The sequence below is a fragment of the Sandaracinus amylolyticus genome, from assembly GCF_021631985.1.
Classification (GTDB): Bacteria; Myxococcota_A; Polyangia; order Polyangiales; family Sandaracinaceae; genus Sandaracinus; species Sandaracinus amylolyticus_A.
This window is the reverse complement of sequence record NZ_CP070225.1, coordinates 8,795,868-8,822,829: the sequence shown is the minus strand read 5'-3', so window position 1 is coordinate 8,822,829 and position 26,962 is coordinate 8,795,868. Positions and strand designations below refer to the sequence as shown.

Sequence of the window (26,962 nt, the reverse complement as noted above, 5' to 3'; positions counted from 1 at the left end):
CTACGTCCAGCAGCATGCGTCGTCTCCTCGCGCTCTCGAGCGCGCTCGTGCTCGCGTGTGGTGGTGTCGGGTGCGGCGGGACGGAGCGACCGGCGGCAGCGACCGCGCTGCTCGGCGTCCAATCGAACACCGGCGGCTCCGAGGTCACGCTGCGCATGGCGCCCGCGGGCCCGATCGCGTTCGCGACGCAGCTCCGCGTGAGCCTGCGCTCCGAGATGCTCGGCCAGCCGATCAACGCGGACATGGACACCCGCGGCGTGCGGCGCGTGGTCGAGCGTCGCCCCGACGGCTCGCTCGCGATCGAAGAGCTCGACACCGCGAGCACGTTCGCGTTCTCGATGATGGGCCGGAGCCGCAGCGGCCCCGAGCACGGGACCCCGGCCGAGCCGCGTCGCTACGTGCTCGGCGATCGCGGCCGGCGCATCGACGAGCCCGCGACGACGATCACCGTCGCGCCGAGCACTCCGGGCGCGGGCTTCGAGCGCGTGATGGAGCCGCTGGTGCGCGCGCTCGAGTTCCCCGAGGAGCCGATCTCGCCCGGCGCGACGTGGAGCGCGCAGGGCCGCATCCCGCTCGACGGAGTCGACGCCGGGCTCGCAGGCGAAGCGCGTTATCAGCTGGTGCAGCGCCTCGAGCGGCTCGAGGGCAGCGGCGAGACGCGCGTCGCGATCATCGCGTTCGAGGGCGCGCTCGAGGGCGAGGGCGCGAGCGCCGCGCCGCCCGCGTCGCCGGTGCCCGGCGAGCCTCCGATGCCCGCCGAGGCGATGCGCGGCGCGCTGCGCTTCCGCGGCTTCTACGTGGTGGCGCTCTCCGACGGATTCGCGCGCAGCGCGCGCGCGGAGTTCGAGGGCGAGGCGCAGCTCGGTCCCGGCGGCGTGATGACCTTTCCGATCGAAGGCGAGCTCGAGTGGTCGGCATCGCCGATCGACGCGGTGATCGCGATGCCGGAGCCGGCGCCGAGCACCGCGCCCGCCGCGAGCGAGTCGCTGCAGCCGCTCTAGGGACGGCGACTTCGTGAGATAGTCCGCCGCGCATGAGCCCATCCCGCCTCGTCGCGCCCGCGTTCGTCCTCTTGCTCGTCGCCGGCGCCGCCTCGCGCGCCCACGCGCAGCCGTGCACGCCCGAGGTCTGCGACGGCGTCGACAACGACTGCAACGACATCCCCGACGACGGCGTCGCGCCGACCGAGTGCGTGCCCGCGGGCACCCCGCCCGGCCTCGTCTACGGCGGCGCGAGCCAGTGCGCGCGCGGCAGCCAGGCGTGCGGCTCCTCGAGCTGCGTCGGGTTCGTCGGGCCCTCGATGGAGATCTGCGACGGCATCGACAACGACTGCGACGGTCAGCGCGACGAGGGGGCGCTTCTCGGCGTCGGCATGCCCTGCGGCCCCGATCGACCGCCGTGCGCGCCGGGAGTCACCGCGTGCGTGTTCGGGGCGCTCGTGTGCCAGGGCGGCATCGGACCGCGACCCGAGCAGTGCAACGGCGTCGACGACGACTGCAACGGCTCGGTCGACGACGGGCAGCTCGACGGCGCGCCGCCGCCCGCCGCGTCCGGGTGCTGGACGCTGCCCGGGAGCTGCTGCTCGTTCGGATCGCTCACCTGGTGCCCGCCGCCCGGCGGGACCTGCTCCGACGCCGGCACGTTCGCCGGGGCGTGCGCCCCCGGGCGCATCGAGTGCGCGGACGGTGGATGGACCTGCGCGGGCGGGAGCGGGCCGACCGAGGAGCTCTGCAACGGCGACGACGACGACTGCGACGGGACCGCGGACGACGCGCTGCCGGACGTCGGCTTCCCGTGTGGCTCCGACGAGGGCGCGTGCACGAGGGGCGTGACGGCGTGCGTCGGCGGCAGCTTCCTGTGCATGGGCGTCGTGTCGCCCGAGCCCGAGACCTGCAACGACGTCGACGACGACTGCAATGGCGAGGTCGACGACGAGCTCGAGCTCGGCACCTGCGTCGTGCCCTACGACACCACCGCGTACCCCGGTGATCGCAGCGGCGGCGCGTGCACGCCCGGGGCGCTCGCGTGCGAGGACGGCACGACGGCGTGCGTCGGCGTCGCGCCGTCGCCCGAGCGCTGCAACGGCGCCGACGACGACTGCGACGGATCGATCGACGAGGCGGGCGCCGCACCCGATGGTCTCGACGGCACCACGTCGCCCGTCGATCCCACGCGCACCCTCGGCGCGGCGTGCGGCACCGGCGAGGGCCTGTGCGCCGGCGGCGTGTGGTCGTGCGCGAGCGGTGCGGTCGCCTGCAGCACCGAGCCCGAGACCGAGGCCTGCAACTGCCTCGACGACGACTGCGACGGCGCGCGCGACCAGGGCGCGCTCTGCGGCGCATCGGGCACCTGCGCCGACCTCGGCGAGACCTGCGGATGCGTCGTCGTCTGCACCGACGACGAGGACTGCGCCGCGGGCGAGCGCTGCGGTGACGTCGTCGTGAGCGAGACCGGCGCCACCGCGCGCGGCTGCGTCGCGGCGGAGGGCGTCGATGCCGGAACACTCGACGATGCCGGAGCACTCGACGATGCCGGCGCGCTCGACGATGCCGGCCACACCTCGCTCGACGGCGGCAGCGGGACCGATGCCGGCGCGCCCGCGCCGACCGAGAGCGATGGCTGCTCGTGCCGCGCGGTCGGGACGCGCGCGGGGCTCCCCGCGTGGCCGCTCGTCGTTCTCGCCGCGCTGGCGCTCGCACGACGCCGTCGCTGACGGTGTATCTTCGCGCGCGATGGCGAGCGAAGCGCCGGTCATCGAGGTGCGCGGCCTCCACAAGACGTTCCGCATCGGGTTCTTCCGCAAGAAGGTCGAGGCGGTGCGTGGCATCGACTTCGAAGTGCGACGCGGCGAGATCTTCGGGCTGCTCGGCCCGAACGGCGCCGGCAAGACCACGTCGATCAAGTCGATCCTGCGGCTGATCTTCCCGACCGCGGGGACGATCAAGCTCTTCGGGTCGCTCTCGCCCTCGCCCGAGGCGCTGCGCCGTCTCGGCTACCTGCCCGAGAGCCCCTACGTCTACCAGTACCTGCGCGCGCCCGAGTTCCTCGATCTCTGCGGGCGCCTCTGCGGGCTCGACGCGAGGACGCGCGCCAAGCGCGCCGACGAGATGATCGCGCGGGTCGGGCTCGGTCACGCGATCGATCGCCCGATCGGTCGCTTCTCCAAGGGCATGCTCCAGCGCATCGGCCTCGCGCAGGCGCTGCTCCACGATCCCGAGCTCTTGATCCTCGACGAGCCGATGAGCGGGCTCGATCCCATCGGCCGCAAGGAAGTGCGCGACCTGATCGTCGAGGAGCGCCAGCGCGGCAAGACCATCCTCTTCACCAGCCACATCCTCAGTGACGTCGAGCGGCTCTGCGATCGCGTCGCGATCGTGCATCGCGGCAAGGTCACCGCGTACGGCGCGCTCTCGCAGCTGCTCAAGCCCGAGGTGCAGCGCACCGAGATCGAGCTCGAGGGCTGCGACGACGCGCTCCGCACACGCCTCGACGAGATGGGCGTGAAGACCAGCACCGTCGAGAAGCGCGTCGTCGCGATCGTCGAGGGCGAGACCGGCGCGCGAGAGGTGCTCGAGGCCGCGCTCGCCGGCGGCGCACGCGTGGTCGCGGTGCAGGAGCAGCGCGAGACCCTCGAGGACCTCTTCGTGCGCGACGCCCTGCGCAGCGGCGGCGCACCGCTCGATCGCTGATCGACGCGGCTCGCGCGCATCGAACGACCGCTCGCGGGATCGCCGGAACGCGGCGCCGCGCCCGGCGCGTCGTCCTCGCATGCACGCGTCGACCGATGAGTGGCTCCACTACTTCCAGACGAATCGAGCGCGCCCTGCGCTGCCCCTCCCCGAGCCGATCACCACGCTCGAGCCCGCGCTGCATCGAGCGCTCGTCCGTGCCCTGCAGTGCTTCCACCTCGGCGAAGCCGGGGAAGGCCGGCTCGGCGCCGAGATCCTGCGGGTCCGCGATCCCGCGCTCGACGCGGCGCTCCGCGAGGCCGTGGTGCTCTACGTGGCGGAAGAGGGACGACACGCGCGCGAGGTCGCGCAGCTCCTCGGAGCGCTCGGGGCGCGCACGCTCGCCGGGCATCGCTCCGAGCTCTGGTTCCGCACGCTGCGACGAAGCGCGGGGCATCGCACCAAGATGCTGACGATCGCCGCCGCCGAGGTCGTCGGCGTCGTGTTCTACGAGATGCTCGCGTCGCAGCTCGCGCACGTGCCCGCGGTCGCGCGGCTGGGCAGCGTCATCGGTCGTGAGGAGGCCGCGCACCTCGCGATGCAGCGCTCCTACTTCGAGCGCGTCACGTCGGGCAGTCGCGCGAAGCGGCTCGCGATCGACGTCGCGTTCGGAGCGATCGTGAGCGCGGGCGTCGCCACGCTGGCGTTCGATCATCGTGACCTGTTCCGCGCGCTCGGCGTCACCCGCGGCGACTTCGCGATGCGCTGCGCCGAGATCGCGCGGACGTTCACGAGCGCGGCGTGAGCTGCCCGCGACCCGCGAGGTGGCACTCGAGCGCGCCGGACCGGCCGAACGCGTGATCGATCGCCGATCAGTCCGCGGCGCGCAGGTCCCAGGTCATCGTGCGCACCCCGTCGCCCTGGACGTAGGTACCGGTGAACGTGCGCAGATCCGTGCGCGGCTCGTCGATGCCGTGGACCACGCGGTGCGACGCTCCGAAGTCGTCGGTGGTGGTGCCCGTCAGGTCGCACACGATGGTCTCGCCGTCGGGATGCAGCACGTCGAGCCCGATCGCGAAGCCGTAGCCGTGCAGGCCGTCGGAGCCCGCCGCGCGCTCGATCATCAGGTTGGTCTCGAACGGGTCGGGCGACGTGAACGTCTCGGTGAAGTCGGCGGAGTACGTGCAGCCGGGTGAGGTGCCCGAGAGGGTCGCGCGGTAGGTGATGCTCTCGAGGCGATAGAACGCGACGATCCCGATCGGATAGCCCGCGGCCTCGCCCGCGGCGTCGTCACGCACGAACACGGTCGTGCCGTTCGAGCTCGAGTCGAGCACCCGCCCCAGCGCGGTGGTGTCGTCGCGCGTCGTCCCGACGATGCGCACCGGGAACGGGTCGGTCGGCACGCCCCCGTCGCCGCCGGGCTCGATCGGCACGTCGAGGCACGCCGCGACCTCGCGCGGGCAGCGCGCCTCGATGCACGACGAGTCGTCGCCGCACCCCTCGCGCTCCACGCACTCGAGCAGCGCGGAGGCCTCGCCGACACCCTCCGGCGTGGCCCTCGCGACGCACGCGTCGGCGCACGCGTCGTCGGCGCACGCCCCGGCGCACTCGAGCAGGGCCTCGCAGTCGAGCTCGCTCGGCGCGCCGCCGGTGCACGTCGCGATCTCTGCCGCGCAGCGCGCCTCGAGGCACGACGAGTCGTCGCCGCACCCCTCGCGCTCCGCGCACGCGACGAGCGCGCTCGCGCGCGAGACGCCGTCGGGCGTCGTGCGCGCGACGCATGCGTCGGCGCAGGCGTCGTCGGGGCACCCCGCGGCGCACGCGAGCAGGCCCGCGCAGTCGAGCGGCGCTCCGCCGTCACCGAGGATCGCGCCGGCGTCGGCCGGCGGTGGGTCCTCGTCGCGGCACCCGGTCGAGACGAGCACGCACGCGAGCAGCAGCAGCGAGTTCTTCGACATGCCCGCGTTGTACGCTCGGTCTCGCGCGCGCTGGCGGAGGATGGCGCGTCCGAAGAACCCGATGGCGCGGATCACGTTCACCCCGACGACGGAGCTCGCGCCGCTGCTCGAGGCGTGCGGCGATCACGTGCTCGTGCGGCGCTCGTTCGCGTTCTGGCAGTCGAGCCTGCGCGTGCACGGAACGATCTTCTGGGGCCGACCCGACGAGTCCGACGTGCTCGCGATGGAGAGCGTGTGGGACGCGCACCTCGCGACGCCGTTCGGCCCCGACCCCACGCTCGTCGACGTGCGCGCGCTCGAGTCGATCGACCTGCTCGCTTTCGAGCGGATGGTCCGAGTGTTCGCCGAGCGGCGCAGCGCGTGGACCGCGCGCACCGGCCCGCACGCGATCCTGCACGGCAGCGGGCTCGCGAGCGCGGCGACGCTCGGGATCATGCAGATCGCCGCGCAGGGGCACCGCCTGCGCGCCTTCGGCAGCGCGCGCGACGCGCTCGGATGGCTCGGCGTACCGGCGCTCGAGGCCGACTACGACGCGCTCCGCGGGACGCTGCTCGATGCACCCGACGTGGTGCGGCGGGTGCGCGCGGCGCTCGACGAGGATCATCGGCTCGACACGCGCGAGCTCGCGCGGAAGCTCGGGACGAGCGTGCGCTCGCTGCAGCGTCACCTCGAGTCGGCGGGGACGTCGCTGCGGGAGGAGCGCGCGCAGCGGCTCGTCGCGCGCGCGGAGCAGCTGCTCGAGGGCACCGAGCTCGACCTGGCGGCGATCGGGGCCGCGATCGGGGCGGGCTCGGCGGGGCGGCTCGTCGCGCTGTTCCGCAAGCTGCGCGGCACCACGCCGGGCGCGTTCCGCGCGTCGCGCCGCACCCGTTGAGCGGGTCGGGCACGACGCGCGAGCACGGTCGCGCGCGCCGCTCCAGGGTGGACGGCGTGGTACGACTGCGCGCATGCCGAAGCGTGTGAGCCCGCAGGAAGCCAAGGGCCTGATCGATCAGGGCTGGGTCTACGTCGACGTCCGCACGCCCGAGGAGTACGCGGCGGGACATCCCGCGGGCGCCTACAACGTGCCGCTCGGGCCCGAGCTCGTGGGCGCGATCGAGTCGCTCTTCCCGGCGCGCGACGCGAAGATCGTCGTCGGATGCCAGGCCGGCGGGCGCTCGCTGCGCGCGCTCGGGCTGCTCGAGGCCGCGGGCTACACCCACGTCGTCGATCAGCGCGCGGGCTGGGGCGGCAACGCGACCGAGCCCGGATGGAGCGCGTCGGGGCTGCCCGCCGAGACCGCCGCGCAGCCGGGCCACAGCTGGCGCGAGATCGCGGCGAAGCGCGGATGATCGACACGCTCACCGAGCTCGACGCGGCGCGCGCGAGCGTGCCCGCGGGGGCGCGCCTCCGCGCGATGCGGCTCGCCGGCGAGGCGCTCGGCGAGCGACTGCGCGCTGCGCCTCCAGCACGCCGCGTCGAGGTGCTCGTGCTCGATCGTGCGCCGGTGCGCGCCGAGGTCGCGCTCGATGGATCGCTGCGCGCGCCGGTGCGGTGGATGGAGCTCGAGCGACGCATGCTCTTCCTCGAGCTCGCGAGCGGCGCGCGCGTGGTCGTCGATCCGGTCGAGCCCGGCGCGTGGGCCCGCACCCCGTGGGGCACCTGGCTCGCCGACGCGCACCCTCGCCGCAGCGAGCGCGCGCTCGCCCACGGCCGCAGCGTGGGCGCCGCGCTCGCGTCGATCGGGGTCGAGGCCGACACCATCGACGTCGCGATCCTCACCCACCTGCGCGGCCAGGACCTGCGCGCGCTGGTCGGCACCGCACACGGCGACGGCATGGAGGGACCGCGCGAGAGCGTGCTCCCCCGCGCCCGCTGGATCGTGAGCGCGACCGAGCTCGCGAGCGCCGCGGTGCCCGACGATCTCGAGCGCGCCCACCTCGTGCGCGACGTGCGGGCGCGGGTCGCCGAGGCGCGCTTCGAGCCCCTCGAGCGCGACGTCGTGATCGACGGCAGCGTCGCGGTGGTGCGCGCGCCGGGGCTCACCGCGGGCACCCTCGGCGTCGTGGTGCGCGACGCGCGCGGGGTCTTCGCGTGGAGCGCCCAGGCCGTCGCGCCCGACTGCTGGTCGCCCTACCACGCGCGGCTGCCCGGGCTGCGAGAGCGAGTCCGCGAGCTCGACCTCGAGGCGATCCCCCGCGGCGATGCGTGGTCGCGCGGTGAGGCGCTCGTCTCGATGGCGCTGGAGCGCGCGGCCGCCGACCACCGCCACGACGTGCCCGCGCTGCACCGGGTCGTGCCCTCGTCGGCGCTGTGCGGTCATGCGTTCGCGCGGCCGTGGGGCGACGAGGGCGCGTGATCGGGGCCGCGCCGGCGCCCACCGCGCGGCCCGGCGAGCTCGTCCGAGAGGCGCCGACGACCTCCACACGGCCCACGATCGATACGTCGGGAGCCGGAATCGTCCCTCCGAGCGTCCTGGAGCGCGATTCCGGAGCACGCCCGCGAAGGTCCGAGCGCTCGGGGAGGCACGTCGGAGATCCGGAATCTTCCCCCAGAGCGCTCGGCCAGGCGTGTCCGGGACCCGGAGAGCCCCGCCAGAGCCCTCGAGCGAGCGCGTCCGGGACCAAGAACGAGCTCTCCGAGCGTCCCGGGGGGCTCGACCGAGATCCGGACTGCGCCCCGAGAGCGCTCGAGGGAGCGTGTCAGCGTCCCGGAACGACTCTCGGGGCCGCTCTCGGGCCACGCTCCGAGCGCCGCGCGGCGCGCTCGACCGTCACCGGCGACGACGCGGCGCCCTGCACCGCGTCGCCGCACCGCGCTCGGCGCGACGCACCGGGGTCTGCGCCGCCGCCCGACGGGCGCGGTCACTCCGCACAACGCGCGAACTGCACCATCACCGCGCCGCCGCCCCGGTACGCCACCGCGATCAGCGCGTCGTCGCCCCGCGCCAGCGCGGGATCGGTCGCCGGGCCCGGGATCACCATCGGATCGCCGGCCCCGCGCTCGTCGACCACCCGCATCCGGATCTCGTGCGGGGCCTCGCGCGCCGCCGCGGTCGGCGCCTCCGCCGCGAACACCACCGTGCGCCCGCTCGACGCCGCCGCGATGGTCAGCGGATCGCCGTACCCGACGCCCGGCACCAGCGGCGAGGGCATCTCGGTGCCCGCCGCGTCGACCAGGCCCACCGCGCGCGTCGCGAGGTTGCCCACCGCCGCATACGCGAGCCAGGTGCGCCCGCTGACGTTCGAGCGCGCCGCCGCGATCGCCGGGGGCTCCGCCGCGAGGTTGAGCGGCCGCGCGACCTCGGTCGGGCTCGGCGCGCCGTCGGGCCCGAGCACCACCCGATGTGCCACCGAGATCCCGACCCGCGGATCGAGGAACAGCAACATCGTGTCGCCCACTCCGTCGACGAACGCGGGCGCGGCGCCGCCCCCCGCGACCGGCGTGACGTCGTGGGTCGCGACCACGCGCCCCGACTCGAGCACCGCGAGCTTGAGGTGCATCGGCGTCGCCGATCCATCGGTCCACGCGATCGCGCGCCGCGTCCCCACCGCGCGCACCGCGGGCGGGAAGCGAGGATCGGCCCCCGCGCTCGCGAGCTCGTGCGCGCTCGGTGCGCTCGCGGGCAACGTCGGATCGAGCGTCGCGCTCAGCACGCGCCCGCGCCCGTCGACGAACGCGAGCGTGACCTCCTGCGGCCCGGTGCGGGCCATGCCGGGCGCGGCCTCGCGCGGCGGCGCGCCTTCGATCGGGATCGACGCGATCGGCTCGGGCAGCGCGCCCGGTCGCGCCCGCACCACGACCAGCGCCTGCTGATCGTACGCCGCGACCAGGAACGCACCGTCGTCGAGCGCGACGATCGAGGGCGGTCCTCCTGCCGTGAGCAGGCGCATCGGGGCCTCCGACTGCAGCGCGCACCCACGAGGCGGCGCCGCGCGCGGCGCGAGCGGTCCCGGCATCGCCTCGGCGGCGGCTTCCTCCTCGGGCGTCGGCGCGATGCCGAGCTCGTCGAGCAGCGGCTCGGACGCTTCGGGATCGACGCGCCCGACGTCGGGATCACGTCGCTCCGCATGCGTCGTGGACGCGGGAGGAGGACGATCGGCGGTGGGCAGCGCAGCCTGCTCGTCGTCGCGCGTGCCGCACCCGAGAGCGAGCGCGATCACGAGCACGGCGGCAGTGCGGAGAGAGCGGTGACGAGAGAAGGACACTCGGATCCCTATGCGCGCCGGAGCGCGGGTTGCCAGCGAGGCGATCCTCTACCATTCGCACGGCGATGAAGAGCCGCACGATCCGAATCCACACTCCCGGCGGGCCCGAGGTGTTGCGTCTCGAGACGATCGACGTCGGCGAGCCGGGCCCCGGTCAGGCGCGGGTCCGCCACACCGCGATCGGCGTCAATTTCATCGACACCTATCATCGCAGCGGGCTCTACCCGATGCCGCTGCCCGCCACGATCGGGAGCGAGGCAGCGGGCGTCGTCGAGGCGATCGGGCCCGGCGTGACCGACGTGCGCGTCGGCGATCGAGTGGGCTTCGCGTCGGGCCCGGTCGGCACGTACTGCGAGCGTCGCCTGGTGCCCGCCGATCGACTGATCCCGCTGCCCGACGCGATCTCCGACGAGGTCGCGGCGGCCTCGATGCTCAAGGGCATGACCGTCGAGTACCTGGTGCAGCGCACGTTCGCGGTGCAGCGCGGACAGACGGTGCTGTGGCACGCGGCGGCGGGCGGTGTGGGCACCATCGCGTCGCAGTGGCTCGCCGATCTCGGCGCGATCGTGATCGGCACCGTGGGCAGCGACGAGAAGGCGGAGCAGGCGCGCGCGAACGGATGCGCCCACACGATCGTCTACACCCGCGAGGACTTCGTCGCGCGCACCCGCGAGATCACCGGCGGCGCGGGGGTGCCGGTGGTGTACGACTCGGTGGGCCGCACCACGATCATGCGATCGCTCGACTGCCTCGCGCCGCGCGGGCTGCTGGTGTCGTTCGGCAACGCGTCGGGCAAGCCCGATCCCCTCGACCTGCTCGTGCTCAGCGCGAAGGGCTCGCTCTACGTGACGCGGCCCTCGCTCAACGCGTACGTCGCGTCGCGCGCCGAGCTGCTCGCGAGCGCGAAGGCGCTCTTCGATCGCATCGCGCGCGGCGCGATCGGCGCCGCACCGACCACGACGTTCGCGCTGGAGGACGCGGCCGAGGCGCACCGCGCGCTCGAGTCGCGCGCGACCACCGGCAGCGTGATCCTCACGGTGTCGTGACCTCGTCGCTCTCCGAGCTCGCGTCGCAGCTGCTCGCCTGCGCCGATCCCGCGCTGCTCGATGCGCCGCTCGACGGATTGCGCGCGCGGGTCGACGACGACGACGCGCACGATCTGCTGCGCGCGATCCACGAAGCGGGCGATGCGAGCTCGCTGCGCGATCTGCTCGACGAGGAGCGGCTCGAGCGATGGGTGTCGGAGAGCGCGACGTCGCGCGAGGAGGATCTGCTGCGCGCGCAGATCCGTCGCTGGCTCGGCGCGGGACCGCGAGGCGCCGACGATCCTGCGCGTCTGACCCGGGTGCCGCCCCTGCCGCGCGACGTCGACGCGATCCTGGTGTGGGCGCGCCAGTACGAGCTGCTCGGCGAGCTGAGCCGCCCGGCGCGCGAGGTGTTGGTCGACGACGAGGACGTGATCCCGCGGCGCGCGTCGCTGCTCGCGTGTGCGATCGGACGGGTGACGAGCGAGCGCGAGAGCCTGCTCGCGACGCACCGGGTGCAGGACGCGGCGCGCGATCACCTGATGCGCGAGGCGGCGTCCCACGCGGCGTTCGCGGCGCGCACCGCGTTGTGGTCGCGGGCCCTGCCCGAGGGCCCGCTGCGCACGCTCGGCGAGCGACTGCGGGCGTGCGTCGCAGGGACCGAGCTGCTCGCGCTGCACGCGGTGCGCTTCCTGCCGGCGCGTCCGGTGAGCGTCGACGACGAGAGCGGGGTCGCGCGGGGCGCGATCGTCGGCGCGGCGGCGCCGATCGCGGTGCGGCTGCGGCTCGCCGGGCACGAGCAGCGCGCGATCGAGGGCGAGTGCGAGCAGTGCAAGCGCGGGGGCTGCATCCACGTGCGCGCGCTCGCGGCGCGCCTGCTCGATGCGTGCCTCGACGAGCAGGATCGACTGCACGCCACGATGCGCGATCTGGTCGCGGTGCCCTCGTGGCGGCGCTTCCTCGACGCGGTGGTGGAGCCTGCGATCACCAGCCCGTCGAGCGCGGGCGAGCGCCTCGCGTTCCGGGTGCGCGTGGAGGGCGAGCGAGTGTTGGTCGGGGTGATCGCGCAGCGCGCCCAGCCCGACGGCGGATGGACCGCGGGACGCCTGCTCTCGCCGCTCGAGGCGTCGCGCAGCGGCGTGTGCACCGATCGTGATCGCCGGGTGCTCGACGTGATGACGCTCGCGACGCGCACGCTCCGCGCGCAGCTGGTGGGCGCCGACGTCGCGCTGCTGCGGGTGCTCGCCGAGCATCCGCACGTGCTCGCAGAAGGCGCGCTGCGGTTGGTCGAGCGGCAGGTCGAGGTGGTGCTCGACGAGCTGCCGGGCGGGGTGGTGCCGAAGGTGCGGCTCGCGGGCGCGGTGGTCGCGGCGGGCGAGCGACAGCGCGACACGACGCTGCTCTTCCACGAGGAGCGCGCGAGCGGCACGTTGTGGTTCACCGCGCTCACCGCGCCGCTGCGGCGGCTGCTCGCCGCGCTCGCGACGTTCCGCGGGGTGCTCCCGCCCGAGAGTTATCCCGCGCTCGCGCCGTGGGTCGCGTCGATCGAGCAGGTCGCGCGCGTCTCGGCGCCCGACGTGGTGCGGGGCAGCGCGCGCGAGGCGCCGCGCACGCTCTCGTTGCGCGTGGTGCCGAGCTTCGACGAGGGCATCGACGTGACGATCGCGGCGCGCGCGCTCCCGATGGCGCCGCCCTGGCCGCCGGGTCAGGGGCCCGCGATCGTGCACGGCCTCGAGGACGCGGTGCACGTGCACGCGCGTCGCGATCTCGCGTGGGAGCGCGAGGTCGCGGATCGGGTGAGCGAGGCGCTCGGGCTCGCGCGCCACATGCGGCTCGAGCCGTTCTCGTGGCGCATCGGGGCGACCCAGGACGCGCTCGAGGTGCTCTCGCGCGCATCGCGCCTCGGCGGCGTGCTCGAGATCGAGTGGGCGGAGCGAGGACGCATCCCCCAGGTGAGCGCGAGCGTGCGGGCGAGCGATCTCGATCTGCAGCTGCGCAAGAAGGGCTCGTGGCTCACGGTCGAAGGGCGGGTGCGCATCGTGGTGCTGGGCGCCGAGCTCGCGGTGTCGCGGGTGCTCGATGCGGCGCGCCGGGGCGAGCGCTTCGTGCGGGTGAGCGGGAACGATCACGTCGAGATCGAGCGCGATCTCTTCGAGCGGCTCCAGCGCGCGCAGCTGTGCACGATCGAGTCGTCGGGCGAGGTGCGGATCCCGAGCGCGGCCTCGCCGTACTGGGATCGCGAGGTCGGCGCGTGGACGAAGCCCGCGGACGAGATCACGGGCGCGTGGATGGAGCGCGCGCGCTCGAGCGACGCGGAGGTGGAGCTCGGTCCCGCGTGGCAGGTGCGGCTGCGCGAATACCAGCGCGAGGGCGTGGCCTGGCTGATCGCGCGCAGCGCGTGGGCGCCCGGGGTGTGCCTCGCCGACGACATGGGGCTCGGCAAGACGGTGCAGGCGATCGCGCTGCTCGAGGCGCGCGCGTCGCTCGGACCGGCGCTGGTGATCGCGCCGACCTCGGTGGTCGACAACTGGGCGCGCGAGCTCGCGCGGTTCGCGCCTTCGCTGCGGGTGAGGACGGATCGCGACGACCCGTCGATGGGCCCCGGCGACGTGGTGCTCACTTCGTACGATCTCCTGCTGCGCGACGAGCAGCGGTTCGCCGAGCGCAGCTTCGCCACCCAGGTGATCGACGAGGCCCAGATGATCAAGAACGCGCGCACCCAGCGGGCGCGCGCGGTCGCGAGCATCGACGCGGCGTTCCGGGTCGCGCTCTCGGGCACGCCGATCGAGAACCAGCTCGGCGATCTGTGGAGCCTGTTCTCGCTGATCGCGCCCGGCCTGCTGGGGACGTGGGCGCGCTTCCGAGGGCGCTTCGCGGTGCCGATCCAGCGATATGGCAACGAAGAGCGCGCGGCGACGCTGCGGGCGCTGATCGCGCCGTTCATCCTGCGGCGCACCAAGCGCGAGGTCGCGAAGGAGCTGCCCTCGCGCACCGAGGTGCTGCACATGGTCGAGCTCTCGCCCGCGGAGCGCACGCTCTACGACGGGGCGGTGCAGCAGGCGCGGCGCGCCCTCGCCAAGCGTGATCGCAGCGAGCGCACGGTGCGGGTGCTCGCGGAGATCACCCGGCTGCGCCAGCTCGCGTGTCATCCCCAGCTCGTCGTGGAGGACGAGCGGCTCGAGTCGTCGAAGCTGCACGCGCTGGTGGAGCTGCTGCGCGACATCGTGCCCCGCGGGCATCGCGTGCTGGTGTTCAGCCAGTTCACGCGGCACCTCGCGCTGGTGCAGCGGGCGCTCGATGCGGCGGAGATCTCGACGCTCTACCTCGACGGCGCGACCCCCGCGGGCGAGCGCACGCGGCGCGTCGATCGGTTCCAGCGCGGCGAGGCGAGCGTCTTCCTGATCTCGCTCAAGGCGGGCGGCACCGGGCTCAACCTCACCGCGGCCGACTACGTCGTGCACCTCGATCCCTGGTGGAACCCCGCCGCCGAAGATCAGGCGAGCGATCGCGCGCACCGCATCGGTCAGGAGCGACCGATCACGATCGTGCGGCTCGTCGCGCAGGGCACGATCGAGGAGCGCGTGCTCGCGATGCACGACGACAAGCGCAAGCTCGCGGGCGCGGTGATCACCGAGGGCGCGCCGATCGGGGCGCTCGACGTGGACGCGCTGGAGTCACTGATCGCGCTGACCTGATCGCGCGACGACGAGCCGCAGCGAGCCGTCGAACGTCGGCGCGGTGCGCAGCGCGCCGTAGCGCGCGTCCCAGATGCCGTGCTCGAGATCGTGCGCGAGCTCGCGCGTCGCGCGCTCGATCGCGGCGGGCTCGACGAAGCTCCACGCCGACTGGGCGCGCCGCACCTCGGGATCGAGAAGGCGCTCGGGGCGCCCGTAGAACGCCTCGCCGAATCCGTCGGTGCAGTCGAGCGGGATCGGCACCGAGATCACGTCGCAGGCGCCGAGCAGGTGCACCAGCATGTCGATCGCGGGATAACGACGGGCCTCGGTCGCGATCACCTCGGGCGCGTAGCGCGCGAGCCAGAAGCGATCGAGCGCGGTGGGATCGCAGCTCAGCACGAGCACCGGGCCGCGGGTGACGCGCCGCATCTCGGCGAGCCCGGCGCTCAGATCGCTCCACTGGTGGACGGTGAACGTCGCCATGCTCGCGTCGAACGTGTCGTCGTCGAAGGGCAGCGACTCCGCGGTCCCGTCGATCGCGGCGGGGAGATCGGCGGGGCGCTGGGCCCGCATCGAGGCCGAGGGCTCGACCGCGGTCACGTCGCGATCGCGCGGCTCGTAGGAGCCCGCGCCCGCACCGACGTTGAGCACCGTCCTCGCGTCGCCGAGCGCGTCGAGGATGCACGCCGCGATGCGTGGATCGGGGCGGCGATGCGACGCGTATCCGATCCCGATGCGCCCGTAGTCCGCGTCGCCCGCGCTCCCGTCTCGGTGTCGCATCAGTCCTCCTCCTCGATGTCGCGGAACAAGCGCTCGAGGCTCGCGGCAGGGTCCTGGAGGAAGTGCCGCGTGACCGCGTAGTGCTCGGTCTCTTCGTAGCGCACGAGGTCGATCCCGTCGGCGCCGAGCTGGACGATGCGCGCGCCGGGATACGCGAGGAGGATCGGCGAGTGCGTGGAGATCACGAACTGCGATCCCGCGTGCACGAGCTGCCTCATGCGCGCCAAGAAGCTGAGCTGTCGAGTTGGTGAGAGCGCGGACTCGGGCTCGTCGAGCAGATAGAGGCCGCGACGTCCGAAGCGGTTCATCGCGACCCAGAGGAACGACTCGCCGTGCGACATCTCGTGCAGCGAGCGCGACGCCCAATAGGACTCGGCCTGGGTCGCGACGTTGAACATCGTCTCGGCGCGCAGGAAGAAGCCACGCTCTTCGCGCGTCGCGCCGCGCGCGAGGCGCAGGTGCGCGTGGAGCTCGGACTCGCTGGGCCGGAACGCGCCGGTGAAATTCTTGGTGCCGCCCTCGGGGTTGAAGCCCGCCTTGATCGCGATCGCCTCGAGCAGCGTGGACTTGCCCGAGCCGTTCTCGCCCACGAAGAACGTCACCTCGGGGTGCAGCTCGAGCCGCTCGAGCTTCGCGATCGCCGGGATGGCGAAGGGATACGCGCCGCGATCGGGAACGGTGTCCCAGAGCATCTCGACGTGACGCAGGAACTGCAGCACCGCGAAGGACGCTAGCACGGAGGACCGAGTCCGAGGCCGAGGCCGAGGCCGAGTCCGAGTCCGAGTCCTCGAAGCGCGTGAGTGAGGGCTCGGATGCGCCGCCGGCGCGCATCGCTCGCGCCGCCGGACTACGGGCGTCACGAGCGGTGCGCGCTTCGTCGGCGGAAGGTGCGCGGCTCGGAGAGAGCGCGCGAATGGGACCCTTTCCTCCCCGCCGTCTCTCTCCGGAGCACCGGGCTTCGCCCTCGCGGTGCGTGCTCCGGAGAGAGCCAGCGAGGAGGGCGAGAATGAGCGGGAACGATGGTGTGCTGGACGTCGAGGTGGTGGCCGAACGCGCGGTCGCGCGACTGGGCGAGAATGCCGAGCGGCTGAGGACGCGAAGCCGATGGCTCGCCGATCAGATCGAGCGCGCAGCAGGGAGTCTGCTGCTCAATCTCGGAGAGCAGCGACACAACACGCGCGGCAATCGACGACTGCGTCTCGAGACTGCAGCAGGCAGCGCGAGCGAGCTGCGTCGCGCGCTGCGATTCGCGCGCCTGTATCGACACCTCGATGACGCGGTGTGCGAAGAGATCGATCGGGATCTCGATCGCGTGCTCGCGATGATCTGGCGAATGCGTCAGCGCTGCGGCACCTGAGCGCGCCGAGGGACCGTCCGGGCCGAGGCGACGATCGTTCGCATCGGCTCGTCGGACTCGGACTCGGCCTCGGTCTCGGTCTCGGCCTCGGAACGCGCTCTCGCTCAGAAGCCGCTCGAGAACATGAGCAGGACCGCGGCCACGCGCTGGTAGGTGCTCGCGCTCACACAGCAGCCCTGCGCCTGACCCCACCGCGATCCGTTGCGGTAGATGTCGCCGTCGTTCTCGATCTGTCCGACGCGCGAGCCGTTCACGTAGAGATCGCCGTCGCTCTCGATCTGCCCGATGCGCGAGCCGTCGCGGTAGATGTCGCCGTCGCTCTCGACCAGCCCGACGCGCGAGCCGTTCACGTACACGTCGCCGTCGTCCTCGATCACGCCGGCGCGCGAGCCGTTCACGTACACGTCGCCGTCGTCCTCGATCACCGCCCAGCGCGAGCCGTCGCGATAGATCGTGATGTCGGCGCGCGCGACGCCGGTGAACGCGGAGAACGACACGACGAGTGCGAGCGCGGTGAGCAGGTGGCGAGGCATCGTCGTTTCGATACGTGAGCCCCGCGCGCGCCCTCCCCCACACGCACGACGCGCACCGCGCGCACACGCGCAAAGCGCGGGCGAAGGAGCGCATGGGAGGGGACACGTAGGTACGCACGCGAAGGGCGGCGTATCACCGCCGCGTTGCGAGTCCGCGGGAAGCCCTACGGATCGCGCGGGTGCGATGCGATCTGTGACGCAATCACGGAAGCGTGTCGGGTGACATCCGACGTGACCCGGTGGTCGGGCCACGGCGCGTTCGCCTCGAGGCTCTTGGAGCGATGGCGCAGACCCGGCCGGGCGGCGTGCGCTGACGGTCGCGTGCGCGGAGCAGAGCACGACGGTGTCGGCAGACCCCGACCTTCTCGCGCTGCGCGCTCTGATCCGAGCTGCTCCCGTCCCGCCCCGGAGACTGTCGGCAAAGCTCCCTCGTATGTTACCCGCGTACTCGGAGGAGACATTCATGCCGAGTTACGCCGTGTTGACCACGACCCTCGGGGGCCCGATCGGCCCGCGGGGCGGCGAGTCGTTCGCGTTGCCGCCGGTCGCGCCGGGGCCGCTCACAGTGCGGGCATTTGCCGTCGTCGAGGAGACGCCGCCACGCCCGCGCCCGCGCCCGCGCCCGAGGCCAGGAGACGACTACGTCGAGCCGGAGCCCGTCGTCCGCGAGATCGAGCTCGACGTCGAGATCGTACGGGGCGCGACCGTCGTCGCGACCGGGCACGGGTCCATGACCTACGCAGTGCCCGAGCTCGCGTCGAACTACTCGGTGCGGGTGAAGAACGGGAGCGCGCGTGAGCGTGAGTGCGTGATCGAGGTCCGCTATACGAGCCAGCGATCGATTCTCTCGCGCCGCCTCCCGCTCGCGTTCTTCCGCCGCAAGTTCGACGAATTCGTGAACGACCGGCGCGACCCGCTCGTGCAGCTGCGGGTGCACGGGCACGAGCTCCGCGTGACGATCGCGCGTGATCTCGCCGAGCTCCACGGGATTCCGCCACTCGTCAAAGACCTCGGGCACCTGGAGGCTGACCTTCCCGGCCCCTTCAATCCCGACATATCGATCCACGACCTCAACTCCAACTCGATCGAGATCGACGCCATCATCGTCAATCGTCCGGGGTCGAGCTCGCTCGAGACCGCGGCGATCACCGTGGAGCTCGGGTTCGAGACCGATGGCGTCGAGATCCGACTCAACAACTTCGGCGACGTCGACCTCCAGAAGCTCGAGCTACGAGTGCAATTCGCGCTCGTGCGCACCTCGTTCGGGGGAACGGGGATGGTCGGTGTCCGACCGACCGTCACTGCCGACGTGAAGGCGACGCTCAACAACGGGCCGAACGGAATCGCGCGGCAGAAGGTCAAAGAGACGCTGGAGAGCAAGGGAACCGAGGCGCTGCTCGCGATCGATCTCCAGCACACGATGTCGAAGGTCCTCACGCGCTGGCTGATCGGCGGGCTCTGGGACGTGCGCGACGTGGGCCTCGACGGCACCGACATCGTGATCACCTATGTCGAGCCCGCGGTCGGCACGCTCGTCGATCCTTTCCCCGAGACCCCGCAGCCGCCTCTCGTCCCGGGCAATCTCTCGAAGATCGAGCACATCGTCGTCGTGATGATGGAGAATCGATCCTTCGATCACATGCTCGGCCACCTGCGCCTCGCCGGCCGCGCAGACATCGACGGATATCGCGGCGACGAGCGCAACGTGTACAAGTCGCGCGTCTACACGCCCGCGCCGCTCGCGTCGACGACGTTCGAGCACAGTCCCTGTCACGACTTCGACTGCGTGCTGAATCAGGTGCAGGGCGACATGGGCGGTTTCGTCGCCGACTTCGCCCATCGATACGAGTCGCGCGGGGCGGATTTGGGATCGGTGATGGGATATCACACCGGTGCTCAGCTCCCGGTGTACTCCCTCCTCGCGGAGGAGTTCGCGGTCTGCAACCGCTGGTTCTCCGCGCATCCCGGGCCGACCTGGCCGAATCGGTTCTACACGGTCACCGGACGCCTCAATCGCGACTCGTTCGGGCGATTCGAGTACGACAATCCCGATCTCGATCTATTCGCGCCGGTGCTCGCGAAGACCATCTTCGATCATCTGAAGTCGCGAGGCGTGAGCTGGAGATATTACGAGCACGGCTATTGTTTCCTGCGCCTCTTCCACAACTTCCTCGGCGACGTCGAGAACGTGCTGCCGGCGACCCGCTTCTTCGAGGACGTCGCGGCCGGCACGCTGCCCTCGGTCGCGTTCCTCGATCCCGACTACATCGACGTTCCTCCGGGCAACGACGACCATCCTCCGGCGGACGTGCGGAACGGACAGCGCTTCGTCGGCCGAGTCGTCGACGCGCTGATGCGCGGGCCGAAGTGGGACAAGACGCTGTTCTTGCTCACCTACGACGAGCACGGCGGGTTCTACGACCACGTGAAACCGCCGGCCGCCGTCGACGTGTGCGGCGTCGACGAGTACGGCCCGCGGGTCCCGGGCTTCGTGATCTCGCCGTGGGTCGAGCGGCGCCGCGCGTTCGACAACGTGCTCGATCACACGTCGATCCTGAAGACGATCGTGCGCCGCTTCTGCGCCGCCAACCCGCCGGACCTCGGCGCGCGAGTGCGCGAGGCGAACGACGTCGAGCCGCTGCTCTCGCTCGCGGCGCCGCGCACCGATCGACCGAGCATCCCGATCCCCGAGGCCGTGGCGGCGCGTGAGCCGGTCGCGCTACGCAGAATCGCCCCGGGCTCGCGCGACTTCCACGATCTCTTGCGGGTCGCGCGAGAGAGATATCCGGTCCGCCGGCCTCAGCGCGTGATCAGTACGGTGCTCGATCCGCTCGGCGGCGGCGGCGGCCTGATCGGTCGAACGCGCTGAATCGCGCCGCGAGGACGAGGGTGCCCACGATGGCTGCGTCGTGGAGCGCCCTCGTGCCGTCAATACGGCTGCACGGTCCCGCGGTCGATGTTGTCGCCCTGCGAGACGCCCAGCATCGTCATCACGTCGTGGCACGAGGGCTTGGGCGACTTCTACCAAGCCGACGCCCCCACCACCCCGCGCCTCTCGCCGAAGCGCTGGCGTTCGACCCTCACACCACCAGGAGCGCCGCACGCACGGTGCGCTTCGTCGTCCCGCGCAGCGCATCGGCGAGGATCGTCGCCTCGGCGCGCTGGGCCTCGCTGGGGTCGCCCTCGCTCATCACGATGCGCACCACCATCAGCGTGCCCGCGTCCTCGCGCACCAGGTCGATCGTCCCCTCGACGATCACCCCGCGCTCGTCGGGCGCGACGATCGGCACCGCGCGCGCGGCCGGTCTCGCGCTCGCGATCCACGGGTGACGCACCAGCGCGCGCAGCGCGTCGACGACCGCGCCCTCTTCGTCGGCATCGGCGCCGATCGCCCGCGCCCGCGCCCGCACCATCGCGGCGATGACGTCGTCTCCATCGCCCGCCTGCAGGAGCGCGAGCGCGCTGCGGAACAGCGCGTCGATGCGGCGTCCCGTCGGTCGTGTGCTCACAGCACACATCACGCGCTCGAGGTGCGGCGCCTCGTCCTCACCGCGCGGCGTGCGCGCGAGCTGGCTCACCGTCGAGGCGAGGATCGTCGGGATCGCGCCGTCCTCGATCGCCGTGGCGCGCGCGTCGAGCCACGCGCGGTGGGCGCGCATCCCGTCGTCGACGCCGCCCGTCGCGCGCAGCACGTCGTCGCTGCGCAGTCCGTCGGCGGGCTCCTCGTCGAGCGGCAGGGTGCGCGGATCCCACCACACCACGCCGACCGATCGATGCAGCCCCGGCTTCACCGACTGCGTGCCCGCGCTCTCGGCGTCGAACGAGCGCGACACCACCGACTCGTCGCCGAACGCCGGGCACCCCGGCGCGCGCCCGTCGCCCTTCCGCCAGTCGCTCTGGGGCGGGTAGATCGCGCGGTTCATCACCGCGAGCCAGCCCTCGTCGAACGGCGCATCGCCGCACGCGGGGATCACCAGGAGGTCGCGAGCGCGGGTCGCCGCGACGTAGGTCACGCGCACGATCTCGGCCTCGTTCGCGGCGACCACCGCCTCGTCGCGCTCGCGCAGCTCGATCGGCGTGAGCCCCGCGAGCTTGAAGAACGCCTCGCCCTTGCTGGGATCGATCCAGCGATCCGCGTAGCTGCCGGTCGACGCGGTGGGATCGCAGAGCACGACGACGGGGAACTCGAGGCCCTTGGCCTTGTGCACCGTCATCACGCGCACGCCCTCTTGGCCCTCTTCGCCGCTCGGGCTCTCGCCGCCGCCCGCGCCCTCGCCGCGCTCCGCTTGGTCCTCGAGCAGCTCGACGAAACCGCGGAACGAGAGCGCGCCGCGCGCATCGAAACGTCGCGCGAGATCGAGGATGCGGCTCGCGCTCGCGAGCACCTGCTCGCCGCCGTGCGCGAGGGCGAGCGCCGCATGCGCGCGCGTCGCATCGAAGAAGCGCGCGAAGGTGTCGGCGATCGGATGTCGATTCCGACCGAGGTGCAGATCACGCAGCAGGTGCAGCGCCTCGGCGACCGGGCGCAGCGCGGTCTCCACCGAGTCGAGCGCGACCTTCGACATCGGGTGCAGCGGCCCGACGCGATCGCGATAGAGCAAGAGCTCCGCATCGGTCAGCGCGAGGAAGGGGCCGCGCAGCGCGGCATACACTGCGAGCGCGTCGTCGGGGTACTCGATCGCCGACGCGATCGCGCGCAGGCCGATGATCTCCTCGCGCTCGTGGAACGATCGCCCGCCGACCCACACGTGCGGCACGCGTCGCGCCTCGAGCCCGCGCAGATACGGGCGCACCACGTCGCTGTCGTTCCACCCGACCTGACGCCGGAAGAGCAGACACACGTGGCGCGGCGCGACCCTCGTGGGCTCGCTCGTGACCGGATCGATCACCGTCCATCCGCTCTCGCGCACCAGCCACGCGACGAACGCCGCGACCGCGTCGGGCGTCGACGCTTCGATCGCGCCCTTCGTGATCTTCTCGGTCTTGTCGTAGGGGCGCGGGATGCCGAGCGCGATCACGCTGGGCCGCTTCTCTTCGGGCGCGCGCCACTCGGTGAGCGCGACGTGCTCGGCCTGCACGCCCGCGGGCGCGCTCTGCATCGCGGGCTCGAACGCGGCGTTGATCACCCGCTGGATTCCGGGCAGCGAGCGAAAGCTCGTCGAGAGGTGCAGCACCGGCACGCCCGCGCGCTCGAGCTGCGCTCGGAGCAGCCGATAGCTCGCGATGTCGGCGCGGCGGAACCGATAGATGCTCTGCTTGGGATCGCCGACCAGGAAGAGCTTGCCCGGCACCGGGCGCACCTTGGTGGGATCGGCGATCGTCGGATCGTCCGACGCGAGCAGCAGCACCACGTCGATCTGCACCGGATCGCTGTCCTGCAGCTCGTCGACGAAGACGTGGGTGAAGCGCGTCTGGAGCTCGCGCCGCACCTCCGCGTGCTCGACCAGCAGGCGACGCACCCCGAGCAGGAGATCGAGGAAGTCCAGCGCGCCGGCACGCTCCTTGAGCACCTCGTAGCGCAGCACGATCGGCCGCAGATCCCGCCACAGGCACGCGGCGAGATCGGCATCGGCCGCGACGAGGAACGCGTCGAGCTTCGCCTTCAGCGCGTCGCGCTTCGCGAGCACGTCGGCGCGCAGCACGCCGGGCGCGAAGAATTTCCCGGCGCCCTTCCAGCCCCACTCCTTCTTGCGCGCGACGTCGACCAGCGCGGCCTCGAGCCCATCGTGATCGCGCGGCAGCGTCCGCTCGCGCACCTCGACGTCGCCCATGAAGCGCTGGAAGAGCAACAGACTCTTCGCGCACCAGTCGCTGGGCGTCGTCGCCTTCGGCGCGAGCGCCGCGAGCTCGGCGAAGTCGATCAGGATCGTGTCGATCGCGGCATCCCGATCGAAGGGATCACGACGCCACGGCGTGGGGTGATCACGATGCTCGATCAGCGTGCGCACCGCGTCGCGCAGGCGCTCGCGCGCGGTCTCCTGCTCCCGGCTGGTGCGGCGGAGCAGGCGGCGGATCCCTTCGCCGGGCGTCGCGAGCGCGGTGCCGAGCTCGTCGCCGATCGCCCGCTGCACGAGCGCGTCGGACTCGTCGTCGGCGAGCACCGAGAAGCTGGGATCGACGCCCGCCTCGACCGGCCGCTCGCGCAACAAGTCGGCGCAGAAGCCGTGGATCGTGCCCACCCGCGCGGTCTCGAGCTGCTCGAGCGCGCGCTCCGCGCGGGCACGCTCGGTCTCGTCGTTCGCCTCGGCGCGCGCCTCTTCGAGCGCGGCGCGCAGGCGCAGCGTCATCTCGCCCGCGGCCTTGTCGGTGAACGTCATCGCGACGACGCCGCGCAGCTCGCACGCGCCGGTGCGCAGCATCGAGACCAGGCGCGTCACCAGCGCGGTGGTCTTGCCGGTGCCCGCCGCGGCCTCGACCAAGAGCGACGTCGCGTGGTCGTTCGCGATGCGGGCGCGCGCCTCGTGATCGGCGGGGAGGCTGGTCACGGCATCCTCCGCAGCGAGTCGATGCCGACCAGGCGATCACCCTCCTTGCGCATCGTGCGACGACGCTCGTGCGGGCCGCAGATCACCGCGTAGTCGCAGAAGCTGCACGCCTTCTCGCTCGGCGCGGGCGGGAGGAACCCGTCGCGCACGTGCTGATCGATCGTCGTGGTCACCTTCGTGATCGCAGCGCGCGAGTCGTCGTCGAGCGGGACCTCGACCTCGGTGTAGCGGCCCTTGTCGGTGCAGTAGTAGAGACGCCCGCCCCACACCGTGCGCTCCGGGAAGATCGCCTCGAGCGCGAGCGCGTAGAGGATGGGCTGGAGCTTCTCGCCACCCATCACGCGCTGGCCGGGCTTGGTCCATGCGCTGCCGGTCTTGTGATCGGTCGCGCGCAGCGAGCCCTCGCGCTCTTCCACGAGATCGATCGCACCGCGCAGGCGCATGCCGATGGACAGCGGCACGGGGTCGTGCAGGCTCGCCGCGTCGCGCTCGTCGCCGGCGGGGATGCCGAACGCGAGCTCGAAGCGCGAAGGGACCCAGCTCGGATCTTCGCTCATGCGATGCAGCCACTCGCGCAGGTCCTGGCGCACCGCGGCGAGCGTGTCCTCCCACACCTTCGGGATCGCGGGCGCGAGCTCCTCCGCGGTGGTGCGCGCGACGCGATCGAGCTCTTCGTCGAGCACCACGAGCGCGTGCTCGAGCGACGCCGGAACGAGCGGCAGCGCACCCTCCTCGCGCAGGCGCACCAGCAAGCGGAACTGCGCCGCGTGCACCAGCGTCCCGCGCTGCGCGGGGTCGAGCATCTCGAGCGGCTCGGGCACCTCGCGCGGCTCGAGCCGGATGATCGTGCGCAGATAGAACTTGTAGGGGCACATCGCGAAGCTCTCGAGCGCGGTCGCGGAGTACGCACGGCGATCGAGGCGATGCTCGGCGAGGATCGCGCGCACGCCCTCCTCGGGCTCCACCATTCCGTCCTGCGGGCGCCAGCGCTTCTTGTCCCAGCGCGCCCACCGAGCACGCAGCGCGCGCGCGACGATCGGGCTCGCCGCCACGAGGTACGCCGCGCGCCCGATCCGCGCCTTGGGCGGGAGATCGACGAGCGCGCCGAGCACCGAGAGGTCGTGCTCCGCCGCGTCGATCGCGAGCTCGGGGTGATCGGGCGCCGGCCATCCGAGGCGCGCCGCGCCCGCGATCTCGGCGCGACGTCCGAGCTCTTCGTACGAAGGCAGGCGCCCCTCGATCGCACGCGCGATCTCGAGCGCGTAGAACGAAGGCACCCGCGGCCGCGCGCGCTCCACGTCGATGCGCGGGATCGACGCGACGACGCGCTTGCTCGCCGCGCCGAGCGCGATGCGCAGCGCGAGGCGCTCTTCCGCGCCGCGCTCGCGACGGGTGATCAGTGCGTCGGAGATCGCCTCGCGCGTCGCGTCGAGCAGGAGCGGATCTTCGACGACCTTCGCGGGGAAGAGCTTCTCCGCGAGCCCGGGCACGAACACCACGTCGAGCTCTCGGCCGCGTGCCTCCTCGATCGTGCACACGAGCACCTGACCGACGCTCTCTTCGCTCGCGACGCGCGCCGGCTCTTCACGGAGGCGCGGCGTGAGCACGGTGCGCACCTCGGCGAGATCGACCGGGCCCACGTCGCCCATCGGCGCGAGCGATGCGAGCACCGCGAGCACACGGCGCGGATCACGCAGCGCGCGGGTCGCGAGCGCGGAGAGCGCGTCGATCCACGCGGCCCACGTCGCACGCGCGGGGAGCGTCGCGAGCGCGTCGATCAGCGGCAGCGCGAAGTCGCGCAGCGCCTCGAGATCGGCGATGCGGCGCGCGTGGCGGCGGCCCTCGACGTCATCGGGATCTTCGAGATCCGCGCGGGCGCGGCGCGCGCCGGCGATCGCGCCCTCGATGCGGCGCGCCCAGCGATCGCGCCCGCCGATCACCGCGGCCTCGACGATCAGCTGCTCCCACCGGCGCGGCGCGCGCAGCGTGCCGACGCGCACCGGCGCGCTCTCGTCGTACGCGTCCTCGTCGATCGGCGCGAGCCCGCTCTCGTCGTCGCCCTCGTCCTCGGTCGCCGCGAGCTCTTCGTCGGCGGGCACGAAGCGCGCACGCGCGCCCTTCGCGCCGGGCGGCGCGCCGCCCTCGGCATCGGGCACCACGCCGAGCGACAGGTACTCGCCGAACGCCCGCGCCGAGAGCCCCTCGGCAGCGCACGCGAGCAGCGCCAGCAGTGCGCGACCGGTCGGATCGGGGCGACGTGCACCGCGGCTGAACGACGCGGGAATGCCGGCGCGACGGAACGCCTCCGCGAGGTGCACGCCGTAGCGCTCGGGCGCACGGAGCAGCACCGCCATGCGATCGAAGCGCGTCCCCTCGCGCGCCGCGGTGAGCACGCGCCGCCCGATCTCCACGCACTCGCGGCTCTCGCCCGGCGCCGAGAGGATCTCGACCGCTTCGTCGTTCGCGACTGCTTCGCGCGCGTCCTCGAAGATGCGTGCCTGCAGCGCGCGCAGCGCCGGCGCGACCTCGACCTCGTGCGTCGCGCTCTCGATCGCGAGATCGATGCGCTCGCAGAGCAGCGCGCGGGTGCGCTCGTCGCCTCGCGGGATCGTCACCAGCGCGCTCGGTGCGCGCGCGATCAGTGCCGCCACGAGATCGGCCTCGAGCCGCGATCGCACCCGCACGTCGAGCAGCAGCACCGCACGATCGGCGTCGACCGCGCGGCCCTCGCGCAGCGTCGCGGTCGCGTGCTCGAGCACCGTCGCGCGATCCGCGAGCCCGAGCGCCGGCAGCTCGTCGCGATAGGCCGCGTAGATCGCCGCAAGGTCGGGGGCGTGCGCGCGCACCACCTCGGGCGCGAGATCGGCATGCGCGAGCTCCTCGAGCGTCGACGCGAGCGCGCGGGGCAGCCCCGGTCGATCGGCGATCGCGGCATAGCGACCGAGCCGCGCCGGCTCTCGCGCCCGCATGCGATGCAGCAGTCGCGCGCAGAGCGCCTCGACCGCGGTGCCCGCGACCGGTGTGAGCCCCCGACGCGCGAGCGCGCGCGCCGCGATGCGCCCCGCGAGCGCGTCGAGCGTGGTGCGGTCCCAAGCGAGCGCCGCGCCCTGCTCGTACGCGACGCGACGCACCAGCACGTCCACCGGCTCGCGACGCGCGCCGACGATCCACACCGGCGACGCGCGACGCGCGCCGAGCCACGCGGCCGCGCTGGCCACGCGCGAGGCCGCGCTCTCGCTCTCGATCAGCCTTCGATCCATCAGGGGTCCGCAGTCTCGCACGTGGGTGCCGC

General features: G+C 73.0%; 18 protein-coding genes. 11 read left to right on the top strand and 7 right to left on the bottom strand.

The features are described 5' to 3' along the window. The first annotated feature begins 14 nt into the window (after positions 1–14). From I5071_RS37385 to I5071_RS37370, 4 genes are all read left to right on the top strand, one after another. The gene (locus I5071_RS37385; RefSeq protein WP_236518152.1) at positions 15–1,001 is read left to right on the top strand and encodes a hypothetical protein; all 987 of its coding nucleotides are present in this window, start codon (positions 15–17) and stop codon (positions 999–1,001) included. Positions 1,002–1,033: 32 nt separating this feature from the next. Further along, positions 1,034–2,713, top strand: a complete 1,680-nt coding sequence (locus tag I5071_RS37380; RefSeq protein ID WP_236518151.1) for a MopE-related protein — start codon at positions 1,034–1,036, stop codon at positions 2,711–2,713. A gap of 19 nt (positions 2,714–2,732) precedes the next feature. Continuing rightward, positions 2,733–3,689 (top strand): ABC transporter ATP-binding protein, encoded by a 957-nt coding sequence (locus tag I5071_RS37375; protein WP_236518150.1) that lies wholly within the window; start codon positions 2,733–2,735, stop codon positions 3,687–3,689. Positions 3,690–3,768: 79 nt separating this feature from the next. Continuing rightward, entirely contained in the window at positions 3,769–4,473 is a 705-nt protein-coding gene (locus I5071_RS37370; protein WP_236518149.1) for a hypothetical protein, read from the top strand. Between the two features lie 67 nt (positions 4,474–4,540). Here I5071_RS37370 and I5071_RS37365 read toward each other — a convergent pair whose 3' ends face one another. Continuing rightward, the gene (locus tag I5071_RS37365) at positions 4,541–5,626 is read right to left on the bottom strand and encodes a hypothetical protein (protein ID WP_236518148.1); all 1,086 of its coding nucleotides are present in this window, start codon (positions 5,624–5,626) and stop codon (positions 4,541–4,543) included. A gap of 40 nt (positions 5,627–5,666) precedes the next feature. Between I5071_RS37365 and I5071_RS37360 the strand changes: the two genes are divergently transcribed. From I5071_RS37360 to I5071_RS37350, 3 genes are all read left to right on the top strand, one after another. Beyond that, a complete protein-coding gene (locus tag I5071_RS37360) occupies positions 5,667–6,500 on the top strand; it encodes a helix-turn-helix domain-containing protein (protein ID WP_236518147.1) in 834 nt (277 codons plus the stop codon). Between the two features lie 73 nt (positions 6,501–6,573). Continuing rightward, positions 6,574–6,957: a rhodanese-like domain-containing protein gene (locus tag I5071_RS37355; protein ID WP_236518146.1), complete on the top strand. Its 384-nt coding sequence runs from the start codon at positions 6,574–6,576 to the stop codon at positions 6,955–6,957. After that, positions 6,954–7,964: a hypothetical protein gene (locus I5071_RS37350; RefSeq protein ID WP_236518145.1), complete on the top strand. Its 1,011-nt coding sequence runs from the start codon at positions 6,954–6,956 to the stop codon at positions 7,962–7,964. The genes I5071_RS37355 and I5071_RS37350 overlap by 4 nt, the downstream gene beginning before the upstream one ends. A gap of 505 nt (positions 7,965–8,469) precedes the next feature. On the opposite strand, the gene I5071_RS37345 is transcribed toward I5071_RS37350, so the two are convergent. Beyond that, the gene (locus tag I5071_RS37345; protein ID WP_236518144.1) at positions 8,470–9,813 is read right to left on the bottom strand and encodes a hypothetical protein; all 1,344 of its coding nucleotides are present in this window, start codon (positions 9,811–9,813) and stop codon (positions 8,470–8,472) included. A 65-nt stretch (positions 9,814–9,878) separates the two neighbouring features. Between I5071_RS37345 and I5071_RS37340 the strand changes: the two genes are divergently transcribed. Both I5071_RS37340 and I5071_RS37335 read left to right on the top strand, forming a co-directional pair. After that, positions 9,879–10,859, top strand: a complete 981-nt coding sequence (locus I5071_RS37340) for a quinone oxidoreductase family protein (RefSeq protein WP_236518143.1) — start codon at positions 9,879–9,881, stop codon at positions 10,857–10,859. Next, positions 10,856–14,533 (top strand): DEAD/DEAH box helicase, encoded by a 3,678-nt coding sequence (locus I5071_RS37335; RefSeq protein ID WP_236518142.1) that lies wholly within the window; start codon positions 10,856–10,858, stop codon positions 14,531–14,533. Before I5071_RS37340 ends, I5071_RS37335 begins: the two co-directional genes overlap by 4 nt. On the opposite strand, the gene I5071_RS37330 is transcribed toward I5071_RS37335, so the two are convergent. Next, entirely contained in the window at positions 14,513–15,295 is a 783-nt protein-coding gene (locus tag I5071_RS37330) for a class I SAM-dependent methyltransferase (RefSeq protein WP_236518141.1), read from the bottom strand. The two genes, I5071_RS37335 and I5071_RS37330, sit on opposite strands and share 21 nt — an antisense overlap. Then, entirely contained in the window at positions 15,295–15,987 is a 693-nt protein-coding gene (locus I5071_RS37325) for an AAA family ATPase (protein ID WP_419249687.1), read from the bottom strand. Before I5071_RS37325 ends, I5071_RS37330 begins: the two co-directional genes overlap by 1 nt. Before the next feature lie 314 nt (positions 15,988–16,301). Here I5071_RS37325 and I5071_RS37320 point away from each other — a divergent pair, with 314 nt between their 5' ends. Then, a complete protein-coding gene (locus I5071_RS37320) occupies positions 16,302–16,652 on the top strand; it encodes a four helix bundle protein (RefSeq protein ID WP_236518139.1) in 351 nt (116 codons plus the stop codon). A 104-nt stretch (positions 16,653–16,756) separates the two neighbouring features. Here the strand turns inward: I5071_RS37320 and I5071_RS37315 are convergent, their stop codons facing one another. After that, the gene (locus I5071_RS37315) at positions 16,757–17,185 is read right to left on the bottom strand and encodes a hypothetical protein (protein ID WP_236518138.1); all 429 of its coding nucleotides are present in this window, start codon (positions 17,183–17,185) and stop codon (positions 16,757–16,759) included. 463 nt (positions 17,186–17,648) lie between these two features. Between I5071_RS37315 and I5071_RS37310 the strand changes: the two genes are divergently transcribed. After that, entirely contained in the window at positions 17,649–20,054 is a 2,406-nt protein-coding gene (locus I5071_RS37310) for an alkaline phosphatase family protein (RefSeq protein ID WP_236518137.1), read from the top strand. Positions 20,055–20,265: 211 nt separating this feature from the next. Here the strand turns inward: I5071_RS37310 and I5071_RS37305 are convergent, their stop codons facing one another. Both I5071_RS37305 and I5071_RS37300 read right to left on the bottom strand, forming a co-directional pair. Further along, positions 20,266–23,670, bottom strand: a complete 3,405-nt coding sequence (locus tag I5071_RS37305) for a UvrD-helicase domain-containing protein (protein ID WP_236518136.1) — start codon at positions 23,668–23,670, stop codon at positions 20,266–20,268. After that, entirely contained in the window at positions 23,667–26,930 is a 3,264-nt protein-coding gene (locus I5071_RS37300; RefSeq protein ID WP_236518135.1) for a PD-(D/E)XK nuclease family protein, read from the bottom strand. Before I5071_RS37300 ends, I5071_RS37305 begins: the two co-directional genes overlap by 4 nt. Positions 26,931–26,962 lie beyond the last annotated feature (32 nt).